This is a genomic window from Streptomyces sp. NBC_00647, from assembly GCF_045207245.1.
GTDB lineage: Bacteria > Actinomycetota > Actinomycetes > Streptomycetales > Streptomycetaceae > Streptomyces.
This window is the reverse complement of the sequence record NZ_CP109040.1, coordinates 4,052,857-4,073,980: the sequence shown is the minus strand read 5'-3', so window position 1 is coordinate 4,073,980 and position 21,124 is coordinate 4,052,857. Positions and strand designations below refer to the sequence as shown.

The 21,124-nt window shown below is 72.1% G+C and carries 21 protein-coding genes and 1 pseudogene; 11 read left to right on the top strand and 11 right to left on the bottom strand.

Annotated features, from left to right (window positions below; all coding sequences use genetic code 11):
- The first annotated feature begins 183 nt into the window (after positions 1 to 183).
- Complete coding sequence (locus OG788_RS17820) at positions 184 to 1,968, top strand: glycoside hydrolase family 26 protein (protein WP_406371950.1); 1,785 nt, start codon at positions 184 to 186, stop codon at positions 1,966 to 1,968.
- Between the two features lie 22 nt (positions 1,969 to 1,990).
- On the opposite strand, the gene OG788_RS17815 is transcribed toward OG788_RS17820, so the two are convergent.
- The 9 genes from OG788_RS17815 to OG788_RS17775 all read right to left on the bottom strand — a co-directional run bounded on the left by OG788_RS17815 (position 1,991) and on the right by OG788_RS17775 (position 13,057).
- Positions 1,991 to 3,118, bottom strand: coding sequence for a GNAT family N-acetyltransferase (locus OG788_RS17815; protein WP_406371948.1), 1,128 nt, complete (start codon positions 3,116 to 3,118; stop codon positions 1,991 to 1,993).
- On the bottom strand, positions 3,115 to 3,771 hold the full coding sequence (locus OG788_RS17810; protein ID WP_406371946.1) for a lipopolysaccharide biosynthesis protein: 657 nt from the start codon (positions 3,769 to 3,771) through the stop codon (positions 3,115 to 3,117). The genes OG788_RS17815 and OG788_RS17810 overlap by 4 nt, the downstream gene beginning before the upstream one ends.
- Before the next feature lie 16 nt (positions 3,772 to 3,787).
- The gene (locus OG788_RS17805; RefSeq protein WP_406371944.1) at positions 3,788 to 4,900 is read right to left on the bottom strand and encodes a glycosyltransferase; all 1,113 of its coding nucleotides are present in this window, start codon (positions 4,898 to 4,900) and stop codon (positions 3,788 to 3,790) included.
- Entirely contained in the window at positions 4,900 to 5,592 is a 693-nt protein-coding gene (locus tag OG788_RS17800) for a polysaccharide deacetylase family protein (protein ID WP_406376781.1), read from the bottom strand. Before OG788_RS17800 ends, OG788_RS17805 begins: the two co-directional genes overlap by 1 nt.
- 52 nt (positions 5,593 to 5,644) lie before the next feature.
- Positions 5,645 to 7,363, bottom strand: a complete 1,719-nt coding sequence (locus OG788_RS17795) for a lipid II flippase MurJ (RefSeq protein WP_406371942.1) — start codon at positions 7,361 to 7,363, stop codon at positions 5,645 to 5,647.
- A 434-nt stretch (positions 7,364 to 7,797) separates the two neighbouring features.
- Positions 7,798 to 9,210 (bottom strand): O-antigen ligase family protein, encoded by a 1,413-nt coding sequence (locus OG788_RS17790; protein ID WP_406371940.1) that lies wholly within the window; start codon positions 9,208 to 9,210, stop codon positions 7,798 to 7,800.
- 4 nt (positions 9,211 to 9,214) lie between these two features.
- Positions 9,215 to 10,651, bottom strand: coding sequence for an exopolysaccharide biosynthesis polyprenyl glycosylphosphotransferase (locus OG788_RS17785; RefSeq protein WP_406371938.1), 1,437 nt, complete (start codon positions 10,649 to 10,651; stop codon positions 9,215 to 9,217).
- Positions 10,648 to 11,847, bottom strand: coding sequence for a glycosyltransferase (locus OG788_RS17780; protein WP_406371937.1), 1,200 nt, complete (start codon positions 11,845 to 11,847; stop codon positions 10,648 to 10,650). Before OG788_RS17780 ends, OG788_RS17785 begins: the two co-directional genes overlap by 4 nt.
- A gap of 40 nt (positions 11,848 to 11,887) precedes the next feature.
- Entirely contained in the window at positions 11,888 to 13,057 is a 1,170-nt protein-coding gene (locus OG788_RS17775; RefSeq protein ID WP_406371935.1) for a DUF3344 domain-containing protein, read from the bottom strand.
- Positions 13,058 to 13,372: 315 nt separating this feature from the next.
- Between OG788_RS17775 and chpG the strand changes: the two genes are divergently transcribed.
- From chpG to OG788_RS17735, 8 genes and pseudogenes are all read left to right on the top strand, one after another.
- Complete coding sequence (gene chpG / locus OG788_RS17770; RefSeq protein WP_356469027.1) at positions 13,373 to 13,612, top strand: chaplin ChpG; 240 nt, start codon at positions 13,373 to 13,375, stop codon at positions 13,610 to 13,612.
- Between the two features lie 269 nt (positions 13,613 to 13,881).
- Positions 13,882 to 14,184, top strand: coding sequence for a hypothetical protein (locus OG788_RS17765; protein ID WP_356755356.1), 303 nt, complete (start codon positions 13,882 to 13,884; stop codon positions 14,182 to 14,184).
- A gap of 85 nt (positions 14,185 to 14,269) precedes the next feature.
- The gene (locus OG788_RS17760; RefSeq protein ID WP_406371933.1) at positions 14,270 to 14,509 is read left to right on the top strand and encodes a chaplin; all 240 of its coding nucleotides are present in this window, start codon (positions 14,270 to 14,272) and stop codon (positions 14,507 to 14,509) included.
- A 163-nt stretch (positions 14,510 to 14,672) separates the two neighbouring features.
- Positions 14,673 to 15,170, top strand: a complete 498-nt coding sequence (locus OG788_RS17755) for a DUF5949 family protein (RefSeq protein WP_406371931.1) — start codon at positions 14,673 to 14,675, stop codon at positions 15,168 to 15,170.
- Positions 15,170 to 15,799: a vitamin K epoxide reductase family protein gene (locus OG788_RS17750; RefSeq protein WP_406371929.1), complete on the top strand. Its 630-nt coding sequence runs from the start codon at positions 15,170 to 15,172 to the stop codon at positions 15,797 to 15,799. Before OG788_RS17755 ends, OG788_RS17750 begins: the two co-directional genes overlap by 1 nt.
- Positions 15,800 to 15,917: 118 nt before the next feature.
- Positions 15,918 to 16,436 (top strand): hypothetical protein, encoded by a 519-nt coding sequence (locus OG788_RS17745; RefSeq protein ID WP_351546821.1) that lies wholly within the window; start codon positions 15,918 to 15,920, stop codon positions 16,434 to 16,436.
- A gap of 236 nt (positions 16,437 to 16,672) precedes the next feature.
- A pseudogene (locus tag OG788_RS17740) lies at positions 16,673 to 17,059 on the top strand (tyrosinase family oxidase copper chaperone); the annotation flags it as partial.
- Between the two features lie 109 nt (positions 17,060 to 17,168).
- On the top strand, positions 17,169 to 18,035 hold the full coding sequence (locus OG788_RS17735) for a tyrosinase family protein (protein WP_406371927.1): 867 nt from the start codon (positions 17,169 to 17,171) through the stop codon (positions 18,033 to 18,035).
- Between the two features lie 82 nt (positions 18,036 to 18,117).
- On the opposite strand, the gene OG788_RS17730 is transcribed toward OG788_RS17735, so the two are convergent.
- On the bottom strand, positions 18,118 to 18,393 hold the full coding sequence (locus tag OG788_RS17730) for a chaplin (RefSeq protein WP_356755346.1): 276 nt from the start codon (positions 18,391 to 18,393) through the stop codon (positions 18,118 to 18,120).
- 258 nt (positions 18,394 to 18,651) lie between these two features.
- Positions 18,652 to 19,611: a D-2-hydroxyacid dehydrogenase family protein gene (locus OG788_RS17725; protein ID WP_406371925.1), complete on the bottom strand. Its 960-nt coding sequence runs from the start codon at positions 19,609 to 19,611 to the stop codon at positions 18,652 to 18,654.
- Positions 19,612 to 19,739: 128 nt separating this feature from the next.
- Here OG788_RS17725 and OG788_RS17720 point away from each other — a divergent pair, with 128 nt between their 5' ends.
- Together OG788_RS17720 and OG788_RS17715 are read left to right on the top strand one after the other, a co-directional pair.
- Positions 19,740 to 20,327, top strand: coding sequence for a hypothetical protein (locus OG788_RS17720; RefSeq protein WP_406371923.1), 588 nt, complete (start codon positions 19,740 to 19,742; stop codon positions 20,325 to 20,327).
- 31 nt (positions 20,328 to 20,358) lie between these two features.
- Positions 20,359 to 21,111: a YcnI family protein gene (locus OG788_RS17715; protein ID WP_406371922.1), complete on the top strand. Its 753-nt coding sequence runs from the start codon at positions 20,359 to 20,361 to the stop codon at positions 21,109 to 21,111.
- Positions 21,112 to 21,124: the final 13 nt, after the last annotated feature.

Genomic DNA, 21,124 nt, shown 5'->3' with positions numbered 1-21,124 from the left:
GGGAACGGGATCGGGCGCACGGCCGGGAGGAATCGGGAAGGCCGTGGTGACCGTGCGGGTCACCCTTGCGAGTGATCATCAGAGGTGCGTGCCGAAGCCTCGGTTGGCTGAATGAGTCTTCATATGACTGAGTGTCAGTAATCGGAAATGGAAATCCGAGGATCAAGAGGGAGAGGAGCAGGCATGGCCCCACAGCAGCAGCGGCCCCGGAACCGAAGGCTGGCGTTCGTCGCGGCCGGCATCGTCACGTCGGTCGCCCTTGCGTCGGGTCCGGGATACGCCGTGGGCGCCGGGGCGGTGCGGGTCGGCGACCCGCCGGCTCCGACGCCCACGGTGCTGACACCGTCCGCGACTTCCTCGACCGGGGCCGGTGTCGTGACCGCGACCCCGCCGCCGCCCACACCCGCTCCCACCGGGCAGGTCAGGGCTTCCGCCGTGGCGGCGCGGCCCGTCGCGACCGGCGTGAAGCCCACGCCACCCGTCAGGCAGGCCCCCGCCGAGCCGCCCGCCTTCGGCGCCTACCTCGACTACGGGGCCAGGGGTATCGCCCGTATGGAACAGCTCAGCCAGTGGCTGGGCGGCGCCGAGATGCGGGTCGGGCACACGTATCTGCCCAGCGACCGGTGGAGCAACATCGAGGGCGCGCACGGATTCCTGGACGGCTGGGCGGACTGGCGCCGTGCGAAGGACGACCGGATGCTCGTCCTCAACGTCCCGATGATGGAGCGCAACGAGGAAGGGCTCTCCGACGGCCACGTCGGCCTCCTGCTGCGTGAGGCCGCCGCCGGGGAGTTCGACCACCATTTCCGCGCGCTCGCCGAGCGGCTCGTCCAGCTGAACGTGCCCGACACCGTCATCGTGCTCGGCTGGGAAATGAACGGCATCACGTACACCCATCGCTGCGGTCCCGACCCGGAGGCCTGGAAGAAGTACTGGAACAGAATCGTCACCGCCATGCGGTCGGTGCCGGGGCAGAAATTCCGGTTCGACTTCGCCCCGAGCCGCGGCCGGGACGCCATTCCCTGGACCGAGTGCTATCCGGGGGACGACACGGTCGACATCATCGGCATGGATTCGTACGACCAGCCGTCGGGACTCTCGTTCGACGAGCAGGTGAAGGAGCCGTACGGGCTTCAGGAGCAGGTCGACTTCGCGAAGGCCCACGGGAAGGCCATTTCCTATCCCGAATGGGGACTCTTCCACAACGGCGACAACGCGGAGTACGTGAAGCGCATGCTCGCGTGGATCGACGAGCACAAGCCGCTGTACAACACCATCACCGACTACTGCCCGCACGGTGTGTGGCAGTGCGAGGACAACCCGCAGGCCTCCCAGGTCTACCGTGCCGCGCTGTCCCACTTCACCGATCCGGTCACCGATCCGGCCACCGATCCGGTCACCGATCCGACGCCGACGCCTGAGCCAGCCTCGACGCCGGAACCGACTTCGACGCCGACGCCGGAACCGACTTCGACGCCGACGCCCGAACCGACTTCGACGCCGACGCCCGAACCGACTTCGACGCCGACTCCCAAGCCGACGCCGACGCCTGAACCGGCCTCGACGCCGACCCCGACCCCGACACCTGAGCCGGCTTCGACGCCGACACCTGAGCCGACGCCGACCACTCCGACGCCCGATCAGCCTTCGGCACCGACCTCGACTCCGATCCCGGCTTCGACGCCGACGCCGACGCCTGAGCCGGCTTCAACCCCGACCCCGACCCCGACCCCGACTCCGGCCAAGACGCCGACGCCCGAGCCGGCCTCGACGCCGACACCTGAGCCGGCTTCGACGCCGACACCTGAGCCGGCTTCGCCCCCGACGTCGACCCCCACACCCGAGCCGACCCCGAATCCGACCTGCTCCCCGCTGGATCTCGGTGACTGGGTGGAGTACTGGATCGGCGGGAAGGTGTGCCTGAACCTCGACTGGTGGTCGCGCGACTGGTGGTCGGGCGACTGGTGACACCCGGGTGGCGGCGGGTCGTTCAGGACCCGCCGCCATCGCGCTCCCTCCAGCTCCGCAGCAACTCCTTGCCCCGCCGGCGCGCGGCGACGTCGCAGACGACCGCCGACAACAGCGGCGCCGAACGCCGACGGGCGAGGAGCAGCCTCTGGTTGACGACGGGATCCGGACGCCAGTGGTGCTTGTACGGCTCGTCGCCGCGCAGCAGGCTCAGTGCCCCGCGGGCTCCCGTCTCGGTGTGCCGGGAGCAGGCGTCGAGCAGCATCACCGCCACGTCCGCCTTGCGCTCGCGCAGGTGCGGGTGGGCACCGTAGAGATAGCCGCCCGCCAGGCGCCGTGACAGCAGGGTGAGGTCCACGGCCAGCACGGCGCCGTCGAGCCGGAACTCGGTGACCACCGCGTCCCCCGAGCGCACCATCGGGCCGACCGAGCGGATCAGATGCTCCGAGAACCGCTCGTGGAGGTGCTCGGACGTCACTTTCCGGCCCTCCCACTGCAACCGGTGCAGTTCGAGCAGCCGGTGCAGCGCCGCGTCCACCTCGTCGGGGGCCACCACCCGCTGTTCGACCCCGAGCGCGGCGAGTTTGCGCAGCTTGGCCCGTACGCGCTGGGCCTTGGCCGAGGGGAGGCGGTCCACCAGCTCGCCCATCGAGGTGGCCGGCAGCTCCAGACACAGGGAGTCCAGGACCCGGCGGCGCGGACCGCGCCAGCGCTCGTAGATCCGCTCCACCGCGCCGCCGGGGCGGACCTCGCGGAAGTCGATCAGCGCGGTGCGGGCGGCGGCCGACAGGCCCTCCGCGAGCATCGCCGCCGCCCGGTCGGCGTGTTCGTCGTCGAGGAGCACGTCCGCGTAGTCGGAGATCGCCCCGCCGAGCGGAACGAGCGCGGGCAGGAGACGGCGGACCCGCATCAGGGGTGCGACCGCGAGCAGTTCATCCCCCTCGCGCACGACCACCAGACGCAGCCGCCCCGGCGTCCCGTACGACAGCCACCAGGAGTGCAGCCACGCGTGGCTCTGGAACGCGGTGGCGGCGGCGCACCGGCGGTACAGGCGCCCCCAGGCCGGCCCCAGCTCGGCGAACTCCCGCTCATCGGTGACGATTTCGGTGCGGGCTGCCCTCCGTACACCGGCGTGGAGCGTCCCGCTCACAGCTGTCCGTGCACATCGGCCGCGGTGGCCGGGCCCGGCACGGAGGCCGGGCGTGCGGTGTCGGTGGACCGCCGGGGGCGGACGAGCAGCACCAGGCCGCCGAGCAGGCCGCCCGCGCTCGCCCCGACCAGACCCGTGACCGTCGCCGACGCCGAGGACGCCGAGGTCGGCTTCACCGCGCGGGAGAACGACACGAGTTCGACGTGGGTGCTGTTCCGGCTGTCGTTGGCGTGCTGGGTCAGCGAGCGGGTGACGGCGTTGGCCATGTCGGCGGCGCGGTCGGGGCGCGAGGAGGTGGCCGAGACGGCGACCATCGGAGCGTCCGGGGAGGTCGCCGTCCGCACGCTCGTCTGCAGCGTCTTCACCGGCACACCCGCCCACACCTGCGCGTCCCCGAGCACCGCGAGCTGCGTGGCGACCCGGCCGTACGCCTGGGCGAAGCCGAGCGCGGCCGACGGGTCGCCCTTGTCGGTCGGTACGGCGATGACGTAGCTCGTGGCCGTGTAGGTCGGGGTCTTCACCACGCCGTACGCGCCGCCGAGCAGGCCGCCGAGCACGACCCCGGCGGCGAGCACCGACCACGGCCGCAGGGTCTTCGCCCCGGCGAGGGTCGTTCCCGGGGAGCGGTGGCCCCTGGTGAGGTTTTCGGACATGAGGAACTCACTCCAGTCAGGTGCGCGAGACAGCGGCCGCGTACACGTCCATGAGCTGTGCGGCGCTGCGGGTGATGCAGTAGTGGTGGGCGGCCTCCGCGGCCGAACGGGGGGCCGGAGCCTGCGCTCGGACGCCGGACAGGGCGCGCGCGAACGAGTCGGCGCCGCCCTGGATCCGGACGGCACCGCGGGCCGCCTCGGGCGGCAGGTCCTCGACGGCCGGGCAGGAGACGTACAGCACCGGAAGCCCGGCCGCCAACGCCTCCACGACGGCCAGTCCGAACGCCTCTTCGGGGCTGGGCGAGGCGAGGACGTCCATGGCTCCTATGAGCGACGGCAGATCGGCGCCGGGAGCGCCGCCGGTGGGGCGCTCGCCGGTGAACAGCACCCGGTCCGCGACACCGGCGTCGTGCGCCGCGCGCCGCAGCACGCTCTCCTCGATACCGCCGCCGACCAGCAACAGCCAGCAGTCGAGAGGCAGTTCGGCCAGCGCGCGGATCAGGACGTCGAACCGCTTGCCCGCCGCGAGCCGGCCGACGCCGCCGATCACGTACGCGCCCTCCGGCAGCCCGAGCCTGCGGCGGGTGCGTTCGCGCAGCACCGGGTCGAAGCGGAAGCGGGCGAGGTCGACGCCGTTCGGCACGATCTCGATGCGCGGTCCGGGCACACCCCAGCGGCGCAGCCGTTCGGCCACCGTGGGCGAGACGGCGACGGTGGAGCGGCCGAGCCGCTCGCTGGCCAGATACAGGGCGCGCACGCCCGAGCTGAGCCGGCGGCCCTCCATCTGCGAGTCGCCGAGGGAGTGCTCGGTGGCCACGACGGCCTTCACCCCGGCCAGCCGGGCGGCGAGCCTGCCGTACACGCAGGCCCGGTAGAGGTGGGTGTGCACGAGGTCGTAGCGGCCCGCGCGGATCACCTTCACCAGGCGGGGGAGCGCGGCGAGGTCGCGGTTGCCCCTCATGCCGAGATGGATGACGCGCACACCGTCGTCGGTGAGCCCGTCGGCGACCGAGCCCGGGTTGGTGAGCGTCACGACGTCGCATTCCACGGGCAGGTGCCGCAGCAGCAGCCGCAGTTGCTGCTCGGCGCCGCCGACGCCGAGACCGGTGATGATGTGCAGCGCCTTCATCAGACACCCACGACCGGGCGCCGGCGCAGGCGGTGCAGCTTGTGCTTCAGGAACAGGCGTACGGGGGTGTCGTTCTCGCCGATGTGCAGGCGGGGGAGGGCGTACGGGCCGGTCAGCGGGCCGGGGTCGATCGCGCAGCCGTAGCTGTATCCGGCGTCGCGGACGGCGTCGACGACCCGGCGGTCGATGGTTCCGTACGGGTAGCAGAAGCCGTCGACGTCGGCGCCGATCAGCTCGGAGAGCACCGCTCTGCTCTCCGCGACCTCGGTGTGCAGCACGGTGTCGTCGGCCTTGGTCAGATCGACATGGGTGAGTCCGTGCGAGCCGACCTCGATGCCCTCGGAGGCGGCGGCGAGCCGGATGCCCTGTTTGCTCAGCAGCGGCTTGCGGGGGCCCAGCGGATCCCAGGCGTTGTCGCCGCCGAGCCGTCCGGGCAGGACGAACAGGGTGGCGCCGAAGCCGTGGCGGTGCAGGAGGGGCAGGGCGGTCTCGACGAAGTCGGCGTACCCGTCGTCGAAGGTCAGGCCCACCAGATCCCGCCCCTGGCCGCGGGCGCGGGCCGCGAGCAGTTCCGTCATACGGACCCCGCGCAGACCGCGCCGTCGCAGCCAGCCCAGCTGCTGGTCGAGGCGGTCCGGCGAGACCGTGATGCGGTACGGGTCGTCGGAACAGTCCCCGACGGAGTGGTACATCGCCACCCAGGGCGGCGCGTCGAGGGAGCTCGTGCCGGTACGTCTGCTGCTGTCAGCGGAAACGGGCATGCGAAACCCTTCGTGTGACGGAACGGAGTGCGGATGCGAACCCCTCGACCCGGAAGACCCAGGCCAGCAGGGCGAAGACGACGGTCACGACCGTGCCGCCGACGACGAGTCCGAGCAGCGGGGAGTCCACGCGGCTCGCGCACAGACCCCCGGCCGCCGCGGCGACCAGCGCGGCCCGCAGGGGTTTGCCGATCTCGGCCACCACCCGGCGGGTGCGGATCGGCACACTGCGCGGCCCCATGCCGTACAGCAGGAGCACCGCGCTGATGGTGATGCCGGTCGCGTTGGCGACGGCGATCCCGCACACCCCCCAGGGACCGACGGCCAGGACGCCGATCCAGGAGGTCGCGATGATCCCGGCGGTCATCGCGAACAGCGGGTACCAGGTGGGCCGGCCCGAGCAGAAGTAGGAGCGCACGAGCGCGCCGACCAGGGTGTGGCCCAGCAGTCCGAGGGCGTACACGCGCATGACCGTCGCCGTGGCGGCCGTGTCCCCGGCGGTGAACGCGCCCCGCTGGAACAGGAGCTGGATGATCTGCGGGGCACACGCGACGACCGCGGCCGTGCCCAGGAGCACCGTGCAGGAGACGAGCGTCAGATCGCGCTCCACCCGGTCGCGGGCCCGCTCGGTGTCACCCTCGGCGATGGCCTGCGCGACCACCGGGAAGGTGACCGTGCACAGCATCAGCGAGAGCACCATCGGCATCTGGGCCACTTTCTGGGCGTAGTTCAGATGCGAGATGGCTCCGGAGGGGAGCGAGGAGGCCAGGAAGCGTTCGACGAGGACCTGGGACTGCCGGCACAGCGCGAAGAGCAGGACCGTACTGACGAGGGTCAGATCCATCGGGCGGGCCGGCTCGTCGTCCAGGCCGTCGCTCGTCGACCGCCCGCGCCGGAGCTGCCGCCACAGCGAGGGCCACTGGGCCACCACCATGAGCGCGCCGCCGACCGCGACACCGAGGGCCGCCGAGCGCACGCCCCAGCGGCCACCGAGGACGAACATCGCCGTGATGATGCCGGTGTTGTACGCCACGTAGATCGCCGCCGGCGCCACGAAGCGCCGGTGCGCCCGCAGGGCCGCGCTGCAGTATCCGGCGAGTCCGAAGGAGAACACACAGGTCGCGGTCAGCCGTGTGCAGTCCACCGCGAGGCGGGGATCGGGCAGTCCGGGCGCGAGCGCCTCGACCAGGTACGGCGCCCCCGCGATCAGCAGCGCGCCGACGGCCGCGAAGGCGAGCGTCAGCCGGGGCAGGGTGGCGGCGACCAGGGCACGTACGGGATCACCGGCGGCTCCCCGCGCGCGCCGCGTCACGGCCATGCTGAACGCCGGGATCAGCACGAAGGCCAGCCCGTCCTCGATCAGCAGCGTCGCCGCGAACTCCGGCACCGTCCAGGCGACGAGGAACGCGTCCGTGTCCGACCCGGCCCCGAACAGATGCGCCAGTGCCTGATCCCGGCCGAGTCCCAGCAGGGCTCCGGCGATGGAGAGCGCGACGGTGACGAGAGCGGCCTTGGCGAGGAACCGGTTGGAGGCCGCCTCGGGCCGGCCCGCTCCCTTCCGGGGGGCATGGTGCCCTCCCCGGGGACCGGGAGGTTCGGCGGCGCCGGAGGGAGCGGTGCGAGCGGAGGGCAGAGGGAGGGAAGGGAGGGAGGCATCGGTGCCGACCCCGGTCCCGCTGCCGACCCCGGTCGCGGTATGCACGCCGGTCCCGGGATGGACACCGCCGCCGGCCGCGGTCCCGAAGCCGGTTGCGGCCCCGTCGGCTGCCGCCCCGAAGCCGGCCGCGGTCCCGAAGCCGGTTGCGGTTGTGCTGTCCGGTCCGGGTCCGGGTCCGGTGGGGATGTCCGGCGCATGGCCGATCCGGGGTGCGGAATCCGTGCCGGCCGCTGGGCCGATGGCCGTCGGGGGTCCGAAGGCTGCCGCCGTGCCGGTGCCCGCTGTGGTTGCGGAGGGGTGGGCGGGTTCGTCTCCGGGGCCCGGCCCGCTGCCCGTGACCTGCCGTGCGGTCCCACCCGTGTCCGTGTCGGGCCGAGTGTCCGAGTCCGCGTCCGCGTCCGTGTTCTGGTCCGGGCCCGTTCCGGTGTCTGTCCCCGTGGCCGTGTCCGGGCCTTCCCCCGCCCTGGGAGGCGTCACCGTCATCGCGCCGCGGCCTCTTCCGGTACGGAGGAGGCCGGCGCCGTCGCGTCCACGTCGGCCGGCGTCGACGGATCCATCAGCGCCCACCAGCCGATGAGGCCGAAGACCACGGCCGTCAGGACCGTCGAGGGGCCGCCGATGTCCGCGTAGACGAAGTCGACCAGCTGCCAGACGAGCAGCCCGCACGCGACGAGCGCGCAGTCCGTGCCGGGCGGGGTCCGGCCCGAGGGGAGGCGGGGACCCGCGGTGTCCGGTGGCGTGCGGCGCACACGGACGAGCCCGCGCAGCGTGCGGACCAGGAGCGCGAGCCAGCTGCCCACGAGGGCGAGCAGCCCGATCAGGCCCTGTTCGCCGAGGACGAGGAGGTACATGTTGTGGGGGGAGAGCAGCGGCTGCTTGTGGTAGGCGGCGCCCGCGCCCGCGATGTCGCTGCCCGAGGAGAGGGCGAGCGAGGCGTGACCGTCCCGGTTGTCGGGGAATCCCTTCAACCCGACACCCGTCAGCGGGTGTTCGCGCCACATGTCGACGGCCGCCGCCCACATCGTGTACCGGTCGACCACCGACTGGTCCGGCGCGTCGGCGACCTGCGTGATGCTGGTGATGCGCTCCTGGAGCATCGCCGTGCCGACCCCCAGCCCGCCCACGAGGATCACTCCGGCCGCGGCCACCACCGCGCCCACCTTCACCGCGCGCCGCAGTCCCGCCAGCACCAGTTGCGCGCCGCAGGCCACGGCCGTGGCGATCCACGCGCCGCGGCTGAACGACAGCGCGAGCGGCGGCAGCAACGCCAGCGCGCACAGCACGGCGACCGCGCGCTGCCGCGCGGCACAGGTCCCCAGCGCCAGCGCCACCGCGCACACCAGCCCGAACGCGACCACCGACGCCATTCCCATCACGTCGGTCGGCCCGAACGTGCCGACCGCCCGGACGTCCTCGCCCTGGTACGAGGCGCCGGTCCCGGTGACGTACTGGTGCACCCCGATCGCCCCCTGCCACAGCGCCAGGGCGATGAACGACCAGGCCAGCAGCCGGAAGTCACGCCGGTCGCGCACGAGCAGCAGGACCGCGGCCGGCACCAGCACGAAGATCTGGAGGTAGCGGGCCAGGCCGGTGATCCCGGCCGCGGGGTCCGCCGCCCCGGCCGCAGCGACCGCGATGCCGATCACCGGGAGCCCGATGACCAGCGCGGCGGTCGTGGACAGGGGGCGCCGGCGGGCCCGTACGAGATGGATCGCGCAGCAGACCACCACGAGACCGGACATCGCGTCCGCGAAGTTCGCGCCGCCCTCGTCGGTCGGAGCGATCGGCAGCCCGAGCAGCGCGATCACCGCGACGACGGGCAGCACCGGCAGCGCGCGCCGGAGAGCGGCGGTCAGGGTGTCCAGGGGAGTGACCGGCAGGGCGTGGCTCATCGGCTCAGCTTCCCGTCGGGCGGACGAGCGCGGCGACCGTGCGCAGCAGGATGCAGATGTCCTGCCACAGAGACCAGTTGTCGATGTACGCGTTGTCGAAGCGGCAACGGTCCTCGATCGAGGTGTCGCCGCGCAGCCCGTGCACCTGGGCGAGTCCGGTGATCCCGGTCTGCATCCGGTGACGGGCCGCGTAGCCGGGATAGGTCTGGCTGAACTTGGCCACGAAGTAGGGCCGTTCGGGGCGCGGTCCGACCAGGCTCATGTCGCCCCAGAGGACGTTCAGGAGCTGGAGCAGCTCATCGAGCGAGGTACGCCGGAGGAACTGGCAGAAGCGGCTCATCTCCTGTTCGTTGGCCACGCTCCAGCGGGTCGCGGCCTCGTGCGCGTCGACCGGGCGGTGGGTGCGGAACTTCAGCAGGGTGAACGGCTGTCCGTCCTTGCCGATGCGCTCCTGCCGGAACACCACGCCGGGTCCGTCGGTCAGTCGCAGGACCGCCGCGCACACCAGCAGCAGCGGACTGACCAGCAGCAACAGCGTCCCGGAGACGGCGACATCGAGGAATCGCTTGCCGACGCCGGTGCGCCGCCGGAGGATCGACAGCCGTCGGCAGGAGAAACCGGCCAGCGTGTGCCGGCCCTCCCGGTCGTACGAAGGGGAGTCCGCGTCGACCGCCCACAGCTCGCACCCCGCCTCGGCCAACGCCCGCAGCATCGGTCCGCGTTCACCGCGTGGCTCCACCACGAGCACGGTCCGCACACTGTTCTGGATGAGCGCCCGCTGCACCTCCTCGCCGGTGGTGAGGACCGGCAGTCCGTCGAAACCGGTCGGCTGGTCCGCGACGACACCGACCGGCCGTACCCCGCAGCTCGGATGGCGCAGAAAGGCCGCGGCCACCCGCTGGGCCGTCCCCGCGGGACCGATCACGAGGGCGGCGCGGGGGCGCAGCACGAGGACCCGGCGACGCCGCCACTGCACCGTGCCGCGGCCCGCGCAGCTGATCGCCGACTGCGCGGCGCACCCCAGGATCAGCGTCCGGGCCGACAGTGTGCCGTCCGGGGCGAACGCGGCGATCACGGCGGCCAGCGCGCACCAGGCGGTCGCGATCCGCGCGCAGACGGCGGGCAGTTCGTCGAGTAAGGCGGGCACGGGTGCGGGCCGGTACAGCGACGCCCGCGCGTTCAGGGCGACCACGCCGAAGAGCAGCGCGACGACGAACAGGGGGTGCCGCTGGATCTCCGCGAACGCCTGTCCGGTCGCGAGCACCGCGACGGCGTCCGCGGCGGCGGGCGGCAGCCAGGAGGCGCGCCGGGCGGCGGTCCGCTGCCCGGCCGGGAATCTGAAACCGCCGCCGGCCTCGCGCGGAGGGATGACCGAGACGGGCGAGAATCCGTACTCCCGGGGCTGTCCGCCGGGGGAGGGAACGGTGCTTTCCGCAGTCACGAGTGGATGGACTCCCTGCACTCGGTGTGGTCCCCGCACATGACGCCCCCGGCGTGCCGTGCCGTCCGTCCGGCCAGCAGTTCGCGGTACACCCCCGCGACCGCGTCGGCCGTGAGGCGCACGTCGTGCGTGGTCAGTACGTGGCGGCGCCCCTGGTGGCCGAGCGATTCACGCAGCAGCGGATCGGACAGCAGCGCGCCGATCGCGTCGGCCAGCGGCTCCGGCTCCCGCGAGGGCACCAGGCAGCGGGCGTCGTGATCCCGCGGCAGGCTCTCGCGGGCGCCGTCCACGTCCGTCATCACGACCGGGCGACCGCAGGCCATGGCCTCCAGCGGAGCCAGTGCCATGCCCTCCCAACGGGACGGCAGCACCACCAGATCGGCGGACTGGTACCAGGGCACGGCATCGGCGGCGGCCCCGGCGAACAGCACGTCACGCGGTGCCCCGGCGCGCAGCCGGGTGGCGTCCGGACCGTCCCCGACCAGCACGAGCCGGGCTCCGGGCACCCGCCGCAGCACCGAGGGCCACGCCTCCAGCAGTACGTCCTGCCCCTTCTGCCGGCACAGCCGCCCCACGCACACCACCAGCGGAGCCGCCGGATCGACCCCTTCGAGCAGCGGAATCCCGGCTCGTACGGTGTCCACCGACGCGGGGTGGAAGCGCTCCGGGTCGACGCCGTTGGGGATCACCCGCCAGGGGGCGCGGATTCCGGCGCGTACACCGGTCGCGCGCTCCGCCTCACTCACACACACCAGCCGGGACGCCCAACGCGCCCCCCATCGCTCCCACCGCAGCGCGAGCGCGGCGGCGGCACCGTCGACGGCCTCGAACGACCAGGCGTGCGGCTGGAACACCGTCGGCACCCGTCCGCGCAGCGCCAGCCGGGCCGCCAGCCCCGCCTTGGCGCTGTGCGCGTGCACCACGTCGGGCCGCACCCGTGCCACGACCCGGCCGAGCCGCCGTACCTCCTGAGCCAGCTGCGGCCCCGGAGCCCGCGTCGCGTGCCAGGGCCGTACGTCCGCGCCGAGCGCCCGCACCTCGCGGGCGAAGTCGTTGCCGTCCGGGCAGGCGAGGGTCACCCGCGTTCCGGCGGCGAGTTGGGCCCTGATGAGGTCGGTGACCACCCGGGCGACGCCCCCGTCGATCGGCTGCGTGACATGAAGGACCCGCGGCGGAGGGTCTGTTGGCAGATGCATGCGCGGTTCCTTGCTCACGGGCGGCGCGCCGGGGCGCGCGTCACTGCTTCGCGTCGACGGCGGCGAACAGTGCTCCGATCCAGGCCGCGTCCCGCTGCGAAACGATCCGGAAGGCCAACTGGTCACCCCCGCGGCGGATCCCCTTGCCAAATTCGAGGACGTCCGAGTCGTAACCGAGCGTGTTCGAGTACGCGGGCACCCGTTCGATCGCGGCGGGGCCGGATCCGCCGATGGTCGAATTCAGCACGTCGTCCCGGGGGTTGGCGGAGTCGCCCAGCACGGTCGGCGCGCCGGGGCCCGTCGAGACGGCCAGCGAGTCGCCCTTGCTTCCGCGGTCGCCGTTGTACGCGACCAGGCCCACCCGGCCCTTCACGCTCTCGGGGAGGGACATCGGGCCGAGCGGGACGACCTGCGCCTCACGCGGGCCGAGCGCCTCGAAGCCGTCCCAGATCGCCAGATGCCTGAGCGGCTCGGCCTTCTTCTCGTACGCCACCATCAGCGTCCAGCCGCCCCACGCCCCGGCGGCCGACCGGCCCTTGGCCACATTGACCTGGGCCACCGTGTAGAGCCCCGAACGGCTCGCCCGCACCAGCTTGGTGACGTCCGCCGAGGCCTGGAACGCGTCGGCCCCGTGCGCCACCCGGTGCCCGACCACTCTGTCCGCGTGCAGATCCTTGTACGCGCCGCCGGGCTCGGCGATCAGCACCCGTCCGTTGCCCTTCGGCGGCTTCTGCTCGCCGACGCGGAGGTTGCCGCCCCAGTACAGCCGTGCGTACGTGACGCGCGCGCTCTTGGGCAGACGGACCTCCGCGCGGCTGGAGTTGTAGGTGTTCGGGTCCTTGTCGACGTCGATGTAGAGCATGTCGAAGTCGCCGTTCGCGGCCGGTCCGCCCGCGCGCGCCCCGGGGCACGTGAGTGCCGTGGCGCGGGCGGTCCCGGCCGTTCTCACGGGGCCGTGGGGCTGGGTGGACGTCGAGGAACCCCGGCAGCTGATCGAGGAGTTCGCGGCCCGCACGATTCCGCCGTGCTGGAGGGCGCGGTACCGCTGCGTGAACGCCAGCCTCTCCGCCTCCGCGGCGGGTGCCTTCGCGGCGGGCGGCGCCGTGTCGGGCGCCGCCGCGGTCGCGGGGACGCCCGGCGCCCAGAGGGTCGCGAGGGCGGAACAGCCCACGATCGCACGGCGCAGCAGCAGGACCGGGGAAATACGCATGACCGGCGGTGCCCTTTCGGGGGAAAAGGTTCTGGACCAACGGACGGACGGAGATCTGCGGATCGGATGGTGTGCGCCGGCTCCCCGTCCGCTTCCGACGCCGGTCGGCGCCTGCTTCCAGGCGCCTTGGAGGTGCCCGACTCTAGCGGCTGTCCATATTTATGCGCGAAAGTTGTGATGTGTGTCGGAATCGTGAAGCTCGACCACGCGCGAGATCACCCCTTTGGAGGCACAACCCGCGTGGGCGCCGCGCGTTGAATCCAGAGCCGGGCATCCCGCCCGGATGTTTGGTCGACTTCCAAGGAGCACTTCTCCATGTCGCGTATCGCGAAGGGCCTGGCCCTGACCTCCGTTGCCGCTGCCGCTGTGGCCGGCACCGCCGGCATCGCCGCCGCCGACAGCGACGCGCACGGCGCGGCCGCCCACTCCCCGGGCGTCCTGTCGGGCAACGTCCTGCAGGTTCCCGTTCACGTTCCGGTCAACGTCTGCGGCAACACCGTGAACGTCATCGGTCTGCTGAACCCCGCGTTCGGCAACACCTGCGTCAACGACTGACGTCAGCGCGGACCCTTCTGCCGGCCGTCCTCCCGAAAAGGGAAGGCGGCCGGTTCGCATTTCCCCGAGCGGGGGACCCGACGCGGACAACGGCCGGCTCCCCGCCGATCGGACGGCACGGCTCGGTCGGTCCGTCACCCTCCCCCGCGTTCATTCGGGTGGGGTGCAGGAAATTTCTGCACGCGGAGTTTCCGTCGCGTTCGGGGCTCGTTAGGCAGCGCAAAGAGAAATTCCCTCGGGTGACATGAGTCGCCGAAGAAAGGAACACGATGAAGTCTCTCAAGGCCGCCGCTGTAGTCGCAGGGTCCCTGGTCGTCGCCGGTGCCGCCGCGCCCGCGTTCGCCGCCGGAGCCTCCGACCTCACGCCCTCCAGCCTCAACGGCGCCCTGGAGACCCTCACCAGCCAGCGTTCGCTCAGCGCGCAGGACGTGATGCCCCTGCAGCACCAGTCGAACGCGCTCGACACCGAGAACAAGAGCTCCCTGCTCGGCACCGTGAGCGGCGCGACGAAGACGCTCAACGCGTCCGGCGGCCCCGCACAGCTTCTCGGCGGGCTTCCCCTTCAGGGCTAGTCGTTTTCTTTCGGTGCGTGTCTTTCCGCATCGCTTGCGGGCATTTCCATAGGCTCTGGATAAACCTCCGATGAAAGGGCTGACAATGAACACTGCCAAGAAGGCCGCGCTGATTTTCGCCACCGCCGGAATGGCCGCTGGTGCCGCCGCTGGCAGCGCCGTCGCGGACTCCGGTGCCGAGGGTGCCGCGGTCAAGTCCCCGGGTGTCGCCTCCGGAAACGTGATTCAGGTCCCCGTGCACGTTCCGGTCAATCTCTGCGGCAACACGGTCTCCGTCATCGGCGCGCTCAACCCGGCATTCGGCAACGCCTGCTTCAACGACTGACGTCGTACGCCGATGCGGCGAACGGGCCGATTCCGCACCCGTGGAATCGGCCCTTCGCGCTGTTCGAGCCGGGTCCCTCGTTCGTGTGGTCACCCGTCCGGTCATCGCCCGTGCGGGTGAGATCGGGGCCGGACCCGAACGGGTGCGTCGATAAGGTTCCGCGGTGACCTCAACCTCAAGCGAAATGCGCCCTCTTCGGGCTGCCGACCTCGGCACGCTCGCCGTCATGGCTTTCAGCGGTGAAGCCCCCGACGGCGACATGCCCTATCTCCTCGCCTATTCCCTGGGTGACGGCGAAGGCGGCCCGGAAGGATCGGCGGCCGCCATCCGGCAGCTGCTGATCGACAACGGACTGCCCGTGGGCGACACGCTCATCGACGCCTCCCGGCAGCCGAGCCTGCCGCTCACCCTGCTCGTCGAGGCCGGCCAGGCCGTCGTCACGATGCCGCACCTCAACGCCCAGTGCATCGCCCCGCCGGAGTGGCTCGCCGCGGTGGGTGAACGCGGATACGCCTACTTCCTGTTCGCCACCCGCGCCTGGCCCGTGGCCGAGCCCGGCAAGCCCGTCGCGCCGGAGAGCCTGACGGCCTTCGCGGGCGACGAGGAGACCCTGCTCAGCGCGTCGCACGTGCTGCTGCCCGCGCGCAGGCTGCGCGGCTGATGACGGCCGCCGCGGGGCGGGGGGCGGGCGGTGGCAGCGATGCGCACGGGCGCACCGTCGGCGGCAGCCGTGCCCTCGCCCTGCTGCTGGTGATCACAGGGGCGGCCGGTCTCCTGGCCGCGTGGGTCATCACGATCGACAAGTTCAAGCTGCTGGAGAACCCGAACTTCGTCCCGGGATGCAGCCTGAACCCGGTCGTCTCCTGCGGCAACATCATGAAGAGCGACCAGGCCTCGGCCTTCGGGTTCCCGAACCCCATGCTGGGTCTCGTCGCCTACGGCATCGTCATCTGCGTCGGTATGAGCCTGCTCGCCCGGGCCACCTTCCCGTGCTGGTACTGGCTGACCTTCAACGCGGGAACGCTCTTCGGCGTCGGATTCTGCACCTGGCTCCAGTTCCAGTCGTTCTACCGGATCAACTCCCTGTGCCTGTGGTGCTGTCTGGCCTGGGTCGCCACCATCATCATGTTCTGGTACGTCACATCGTTCAACGTGCGGAATGATTTTCTGCCTGCGCCGGAATGGCTGAAGGGATTCCTCGAGGAATTCACCTGGGTCATTCCGGTTCTGCATATCGGTGTCATCGGGATGCTGATCCTGACCCGCTGGTGGGATTTCTGGACGAGCTGATTCTCCATATCGGACGACTAATGAGTCCGTCGGGGGAATCTTGAGCTGATGGCGTTCCCGGAATCGTTACGCGGTACGGACGCTGAGCCCCCGAATCCTGAAAGGGACCGTACCTGAGATGAAGCCGACCACACGAGGAACTCTTGCCGCCGTCATGACCGGTGTGGCGGCGGCGGTGGGTGCCGCCGCCGCGACCCCCGCCGTCGCGGCCGAAACGGTCCCCATCCCCGTGCCGCTGAACGGAGTCGAGCAGGCCCTCGGCCTGAAGGCACCCAGCATCGCGGGTGAACTGCCGGTTCCCCTCCCGGGCGGGCTCGAGGGGCCCCGGTACGTCGAGGGCCGGATGATCCCCGAACGGGCGGTTCCGCAAGTGCCGGTCAGCGGCGGGCTGCCCGGGGCGGACGTCCGTGCGCCCCTCCCGCACGTCCTCGGCGACGGTTTCGACCACCTCGGTCTCGCCGCACCGGCGGCCGGCCTGCGGACGCTGACCCCCGGACTGTCCCTGGACTCCCCGCTCGGCGCGCCGAACCCCGACCACCTCGGCCTTCCCGGCCTGAAGCTGCCTCAGGCCGCCGTGCTCGCACCGCTGCTGAAGACCGTGCCGGGGGCGAACCTGGAGATGGGCTCGGGGGCCTAGCCCTTCCGGGGGAGCAGGCCCGGGTGTCCGGACCGGGCCTGCCGACCGAACCATCGGGGCCCGCCGTCGTTGAACCCTGCTGAAGCCCGCCGAATCCGCCTGAATCCGTCGAGGAGAGAAGCATGTTCGTCAGCTGGGTGTCGAGCAGAGTGCCGAGGCGTGAGCCAGATGTCCGGGGACGCGGCCGCGGGGCGGCGCGTGTGGCGGTCGGAGCGGCGGTGACCCGGCGCGGCGCGATGCGAGGACTGCTCGTGTCGGCCGTCGGCGTGGCGCTGGCCCCGGTCGTCGCGGCCTCGCGGCCGCCGCACCCGCTCCGGTCCGAGGACCTCTCCTTCGACGAGGTGTACCGCGGCCGGCACATCCTCGGCACGAAGAGCGGTTCGGACGGCACGGCCGCGTTCTCCGGCGGCGAGTGGCAGGTCACGGTCGACGGCAGGCCGCTGCATCTGATGCGCCGCGCGGACGGCAGCTATCTGAGCATGGTGGACCACTACGAGTCGTATCCGACTGCGCTGGCGGCGGCGCGTGCCGCCGTCGACGAGCTGGGCCCCGCCGAGCGTCTCCGGGCCACGGAGGACGAGGAGGCCGGCGCGGACGCGGGCGGCGCGCGGGGGAGCGAGGCGGAGGAACCAGGCCTCGGCGGACCGGGCGTCGGCGGACCGGGCGTCGGCGGACCGGGCGTCGGCGGAAGTGGCGCGCGGGAGAACGGTACGGAGGGGAGCGGCCACCACCATGGTGTACACGCGTAAGAACGTCAGCACCCTCACGAGCGCGGAGCGGCGCCGCTTCGTCACCGCGATGCTGGAGATCAAACGCCGCGGAGAGTACGACGAGTTCGTCCGGATGCACATCGAGTACTACGTCTCGGACGGAGACGGCGGACTGCGCTCGGCTCACATGGCGCCCTCCTTCCTGCCCTGGCACCGGCGGTTCCTGCTGGACCTCGAGCGGTCGCTGCGCCGCGTGGACTCCGGGGTGAGCGTCCCCTATTGGGACTGGACGCGGGACCGTACGACGAAGTCCGTGCCGTGGACCAAGGACCTGCTCGGCGGTGACGGGCGGCGCTCGGACCGGCGGGTCATGACCGGACCCTTCGCCTACGCGCAGGGCAACTGGACGATCAAGGAGGGGGTGACCGACGGTGAGTTCCTCACGCGCGAGTTCGGCCGCCCGCGGCAGCCGCTCCAACTGCCCACGCGGCGTGACCTGAACACCGCCCTGGAGGACCCCGTCTACGACACGGCTCCCTGGAACTCGACATCCACGCGGGGCTTCCGGAACCGGCTGGAGGGATGGGGGCGCGGGTCGGGCAACTCCGCCTGGGGCAACCACAACCGCGTCCACCGCTGGGTCGGCGGCCACATGCTGGGCGGAGCCTCCGTCAACGACCCCGTCTTCTGGCTGCACCACGCCTTCGTCGACCTCCAGTGGTCCCGCTGGCAGAAGCGGCACGCGGGCGCGCGCTATCTGCCCGAGCGGCCCCCGGGTCTCGGCAACTCCCAGCACGGCCGCATCGTCGCCCGGCACGAGAAGATGCCCCCATGGGGCGTGACGCCGGACTCGATGGAGGACCACAGCCGCATCTACCGGTACGCGTGAGCCACATCCACCGGCAGGCGTAACGGCCACGACGAGGCCCCCGGCAGCGACTTCCCGCCGGGGGCCTCTCGCGTACCGGGGCTCAGTTGCCGTAGCCGCCGTGGTCCTTGTGGTGGCCACCGTCGTTCACGCAGGTGTTGCCGAACGCCGGGTTCAGCAGACCGACGATGTCGATGGTGTTGCCGCACACGTTGACCGGCACGTGGATCGGGGCCTGGATGGTGTTGCCCGAAAGGACACCGGGCGAGCCGACGGCCTCGCCCTGAGCGCCGGCGTCAGCCATGGCCAGACCGGCCCCGCTGAGCGCCACGGCACCCGTGCCCACGGCGACTGCGGCGGCCTTCGCGATGCGAGACATCACTTCTCCTTTGACTCGATGAGTGCGGTGGCCCGAAACGCGACCGCACTCCCCCTTCAACGCGTCCACCCACGGCTGGTCACGGGCGTTCACCGGGGGATCACCCTTCAACCGGGAGCGGACGGGCGGCCGTACACGCGCTCGAGCCCGTGCCGCCCAGCCGACCGGCCTGCCGGGCAGAGCGGCCGAACAATCGGCCTGCGGGGCAAACCCGCAGACCGGGCGCCCCTTCGACCGGGAACCCTTCGACCGGGCCGGTCAGCCGAGGCGGCGCAGCGGTGTGCCTGCCAGGAACGCCTGGATGTTCTCGACCGCCGCGCCGTAGTACGTCTCGTAGTTGGAACGCGACACATAGCCGAGGTGCGGGGTGGCCAGCAGGCGGGGAGCCGAGCGCATCGGGTGGTCGGCGGGCAGGGGCTCGACGTCGAACACGTCGAGGCCCGCTCCGGCGATCCGCCCCGCGTGCAGCGCGGCCAGCAGCGCGTCCTGGTCGACGATCGCCGAGCGCGAGGTGTTGACGAGAAAGGCGGTCGGCTTGAGGAGGGCCAGTTCGGCGGCGCCGACGAGGCCCCGGGTGCGGTCGCCGAGCGCGAGGTGGACGGAGACGAAGTCGCTGTCCGCCAGCAGCTCTTCCTTGGAGGGGGCGAGCTCCACCCCCACCTCCTCGGCGCGCTCCGCGGTGAGGTTCTGGCTCCACGCGCTGACCCGCATGCCGAAGGCGAGGCCCACCGCCGCCACCCGGCCGCCGATCTTGCCCAGACCGAGCAGGCCGAGCCGGCGGCCGTGCAGATCGGCTCCGACGGTGCTCTGCCAGGGGCCGCCCGCCCGCAACCCGTCGTGCTCCGCGACGATCCCGCGCGCGAGGCCGAGCAGCAGCGCCCAGGTCAGCTCCACCGGGGGCGTCGAGGAACTCGGGGTGCCGCACACGGTCACCCCGTGCGCCTCGGCGGCCGCGTAGTCGATCACCGTGTTGCGCATCCCGGAGGCGATCAACAGCTTCAGCCTGGGCAGCCGGGCCAGCAGAGAGGCCGGGAAGGGGACGCGTTCGCGCAGGGTGACGACGATGTCGAAGTCCGCCAGCGCGGCGGCCAGCGCGTCCTCGTCGGCGAAGTGGCGGTCGAACGCGGTGACTTCCACGGTTTCCGCGACGGGTGACCAGTCGGCGATCTCGGTCGCGACGCTCTGATAGTCGTCCAGCACAGCACAGCGAAGTCGCATGTCAGGTCCCTCCCGGACTCAGCCGGACCCTACCCGAGCGGTGACCCGGGAGGCCGGGCGGTCCGTGACCGACGCCTCGGGGGGAAGCCGCGACGGTCACTCGCTCCCCATGGCAGTATCTGGGCTTCATGAGGGCGTCCCTGGCGGTACGGAGCTTGCGCGCGGCGGTCTTCGCCGCGCTGTGCGTACTGCTGGCCGCAGGGGGGCATGTGCTCGCCACCGGACAGGCGCCGCCGCGCTGGGCGGACGGTGCGGGACTTCTCGCCGTCTTCGCCGTCGGCTGTCCGCTGGGCGGCCGGGAACGGTCCCTTTTCGGGATAGGCGGCGCCATGCTGGCCGCGCAGGCCGGACTCCACCTCGGGTTCGAGGCCGCACGGCCGCGCATGGCGATGACCATGCACGGGTCGTACATGACGCATCCGCACGCCCACGCCCTGACCCCCCATGCCACGGCCGCGCATGTCGCCGCCGCCCTGCTGGCGACCTGGTGGCTGCGGCGCGGCGAGGCCGCCCTGTGGTCCCTGCTGCGCCGCGCGGTCGCGTTGGTGCCGGGGCTCGCCGCCTGGTGGAGGGTGCGGAGGGGGCTGTCTCCCGTCCGGCCGCCGGAGGACGCCGCGGGCCGGACACCGGCCGAGCCGTGGTCGCTTCGGCAGGCAATGCTGCGGCACGCCGTCTCCCGTCGGGGACCGCCGGCAGTGCTCGCGTACACGCCCTGACCACGTTCCCCTTCCGTACGGAGTTCCCCAGATGTCCCCGATGAGCACCACCCTGCGCCGGACCGGCACGCTCGCCGCCCTCACCACCGCGGGTGTCCTGGCCGCCGCCGGCGCGGCCTTCGCGCATGTGACGGTCCACCCCGAGAGCTACGCCAAGGGAGCCACGGACGGTGTCCTGAGCTTCCGTGTCCCCAACGAGGAGGACACCGCCAGCACCACCAAGGTGCAGGTCTTCCTGCCCACCGATCACCCGGTCCTGGGTGTCCTGGTCACCCCGCAGGCGGGCTGGACCGCGAAGGTGACGACCATCAAGCTGAAGAAGCCGATCAAGACGGACGACGGTACGATCACCGACGCCGTCTCCGAGATCACCTGGACCGGCGGCAGGATTCGCCACGGCGAGTTCCAGGACTTCGACGTCGCCTTCGGCCAACTGCCGGACGACACCGGCCAGCTGACCTTCAAGACGCTCCAGACCTACTCGGACGGCAATGTCGCCCGCTGGATCGAGGAGGCGAAGAAGGGCGGCGAGGAGCCGGAGAGCCCCGCTCCGGTACTGACCCTCACCGACAAGGGCGCGGCCGAGGAGAGCTCGGACGGGGCGGCCGGATCCGAAGCGGCCTCCTCGTCCTCGTCCTCCTCTGAGGGCGAGGAATCGACCGCGAGCGACAAGAGCGGTGACTCCACCGCGCGCGCTCTGGGCACGGCGGGCCTCGTCGTCGGCGTCCTCGGGCTGATCGCGGCCGGTTTCGCCGTCGTGCGCGGCCGGAGCGCCCGCTCCTAGCACCTGTCCGGTG

Coding starts and splice junctions, on each gene's coding strand:
- OG788_RS17780 (WP_406371937.1), bottom strand. CDS start 11,847: ATGCATCTGCCAACAGACCCTCCGCCGCGGGTCCTTCATGTCACGCAG.
- OG788_RS17725 (WP_406371925.1), bottom strand. CDS start 19,611: ATGCGACTTCGCTGTGCTGTGCTGGACGACTATCAGAGCGTCGCGACC.
- OG788_RS17735 (WP_406371927.1), top strand. CDS start 17,169: ATGGTGTACACGCGTAAGAACGTCAGCACCCTCACGAGCGCGGAGCGG.
- OG788_RS17775 (WP_406371935.1), bottom strand. CDS start 13,057: ATGCGTATTTCCCCGGTCCTGCTGCTGCGCCGTGCGATCGTGGGCTGT.
- OG788_RS17720 (WP_406371923.1), top strand. CDS start 19,740: ATGAGGGCGTCCCTGGCGGTACGGAGCTTGCGCGCGGCGGTCTTCGCC.
- OG788_RS17760 (WP_406371933.1), top strand. CDS start 14,270: ATGAACACTGCCAAGAAGGCCGCGCTGATTTTCGCCACCGCCGGAATG.
- chpG (WP_356469027.1), top strand. CDS start 13,373: ATGTCGCGTATCGCGAAGGGCCTGGCCCTGACCTCCGTTGCCGCTGCC.
- OG788_RS17820 (WP_406371950.1), top strand. CDS start 184: ATGGCCCCACAGCAGCAGCGGCCCCGGAACCGAAGGCTGGCGTTCGTC.
- OG788_RS17730 (WP_356755346.1), bottom strand. CDS start 18,393: ATGTCTCGCATCGCGAAGGCCGCCGCAGTCGCCGTGGGCACGGGTGCC.
- OG788_RS17805 (WP_406371944.1), bottom strand. CDS start 4,900: ATGAAGGCGCTGCACATCATCACCGGTCTCGGCGTCGGCGGCGCCGAG.
- OG788_RS17800 (WP_406376781.1), bottom strand. CDS start 5,592: ATGTACCACTCCGTCGGGGACTGTTCCGACGACCCGTACCGCATCACG.
- OG788_RS17750 (WP_406371929.1), top strand. CDS start 15,170: ATGACGGCCGCCGCGGGGCGGGGGGCGGGCGGTGGCAGCGATGCGCAC.
- OG788_RS17790 (WP_406371940.1), bottom strand. CDS start 9,210: ATGAGCCACGCCCTGCCGGTCACTCCCCTGGACACCCTGACCGCCGCT.
- OG788_RS17810 (WP_406371946.1), bottom strand. CDS start 3,771: ATGTCCGAAAACCTCACCAGGGGCCACCGCTCCCCGGGAACGACCCTC.
- OG788_RS17745 (WP_351546821.1), top strand. CDS start 15,918: ATGAAGCCGACCACACGAGGAACTCTTGCCGCCGTCATGACCGGTGTG.
- OG788_RS17715 (WP_406371922.1), top strand. CDS start 20,359: ATGTCCCCGATGAGCACCACCCTGCGCCGGACCGGCACGCTCGCCGCC.
- OG788_RS17765 (WP_356755356.1), top strand. CDS start 13,882: ATGAAGTCTCTCAAGGCCGCCGCTGTAGTCGCAGGGTCCCTGGTCGTC.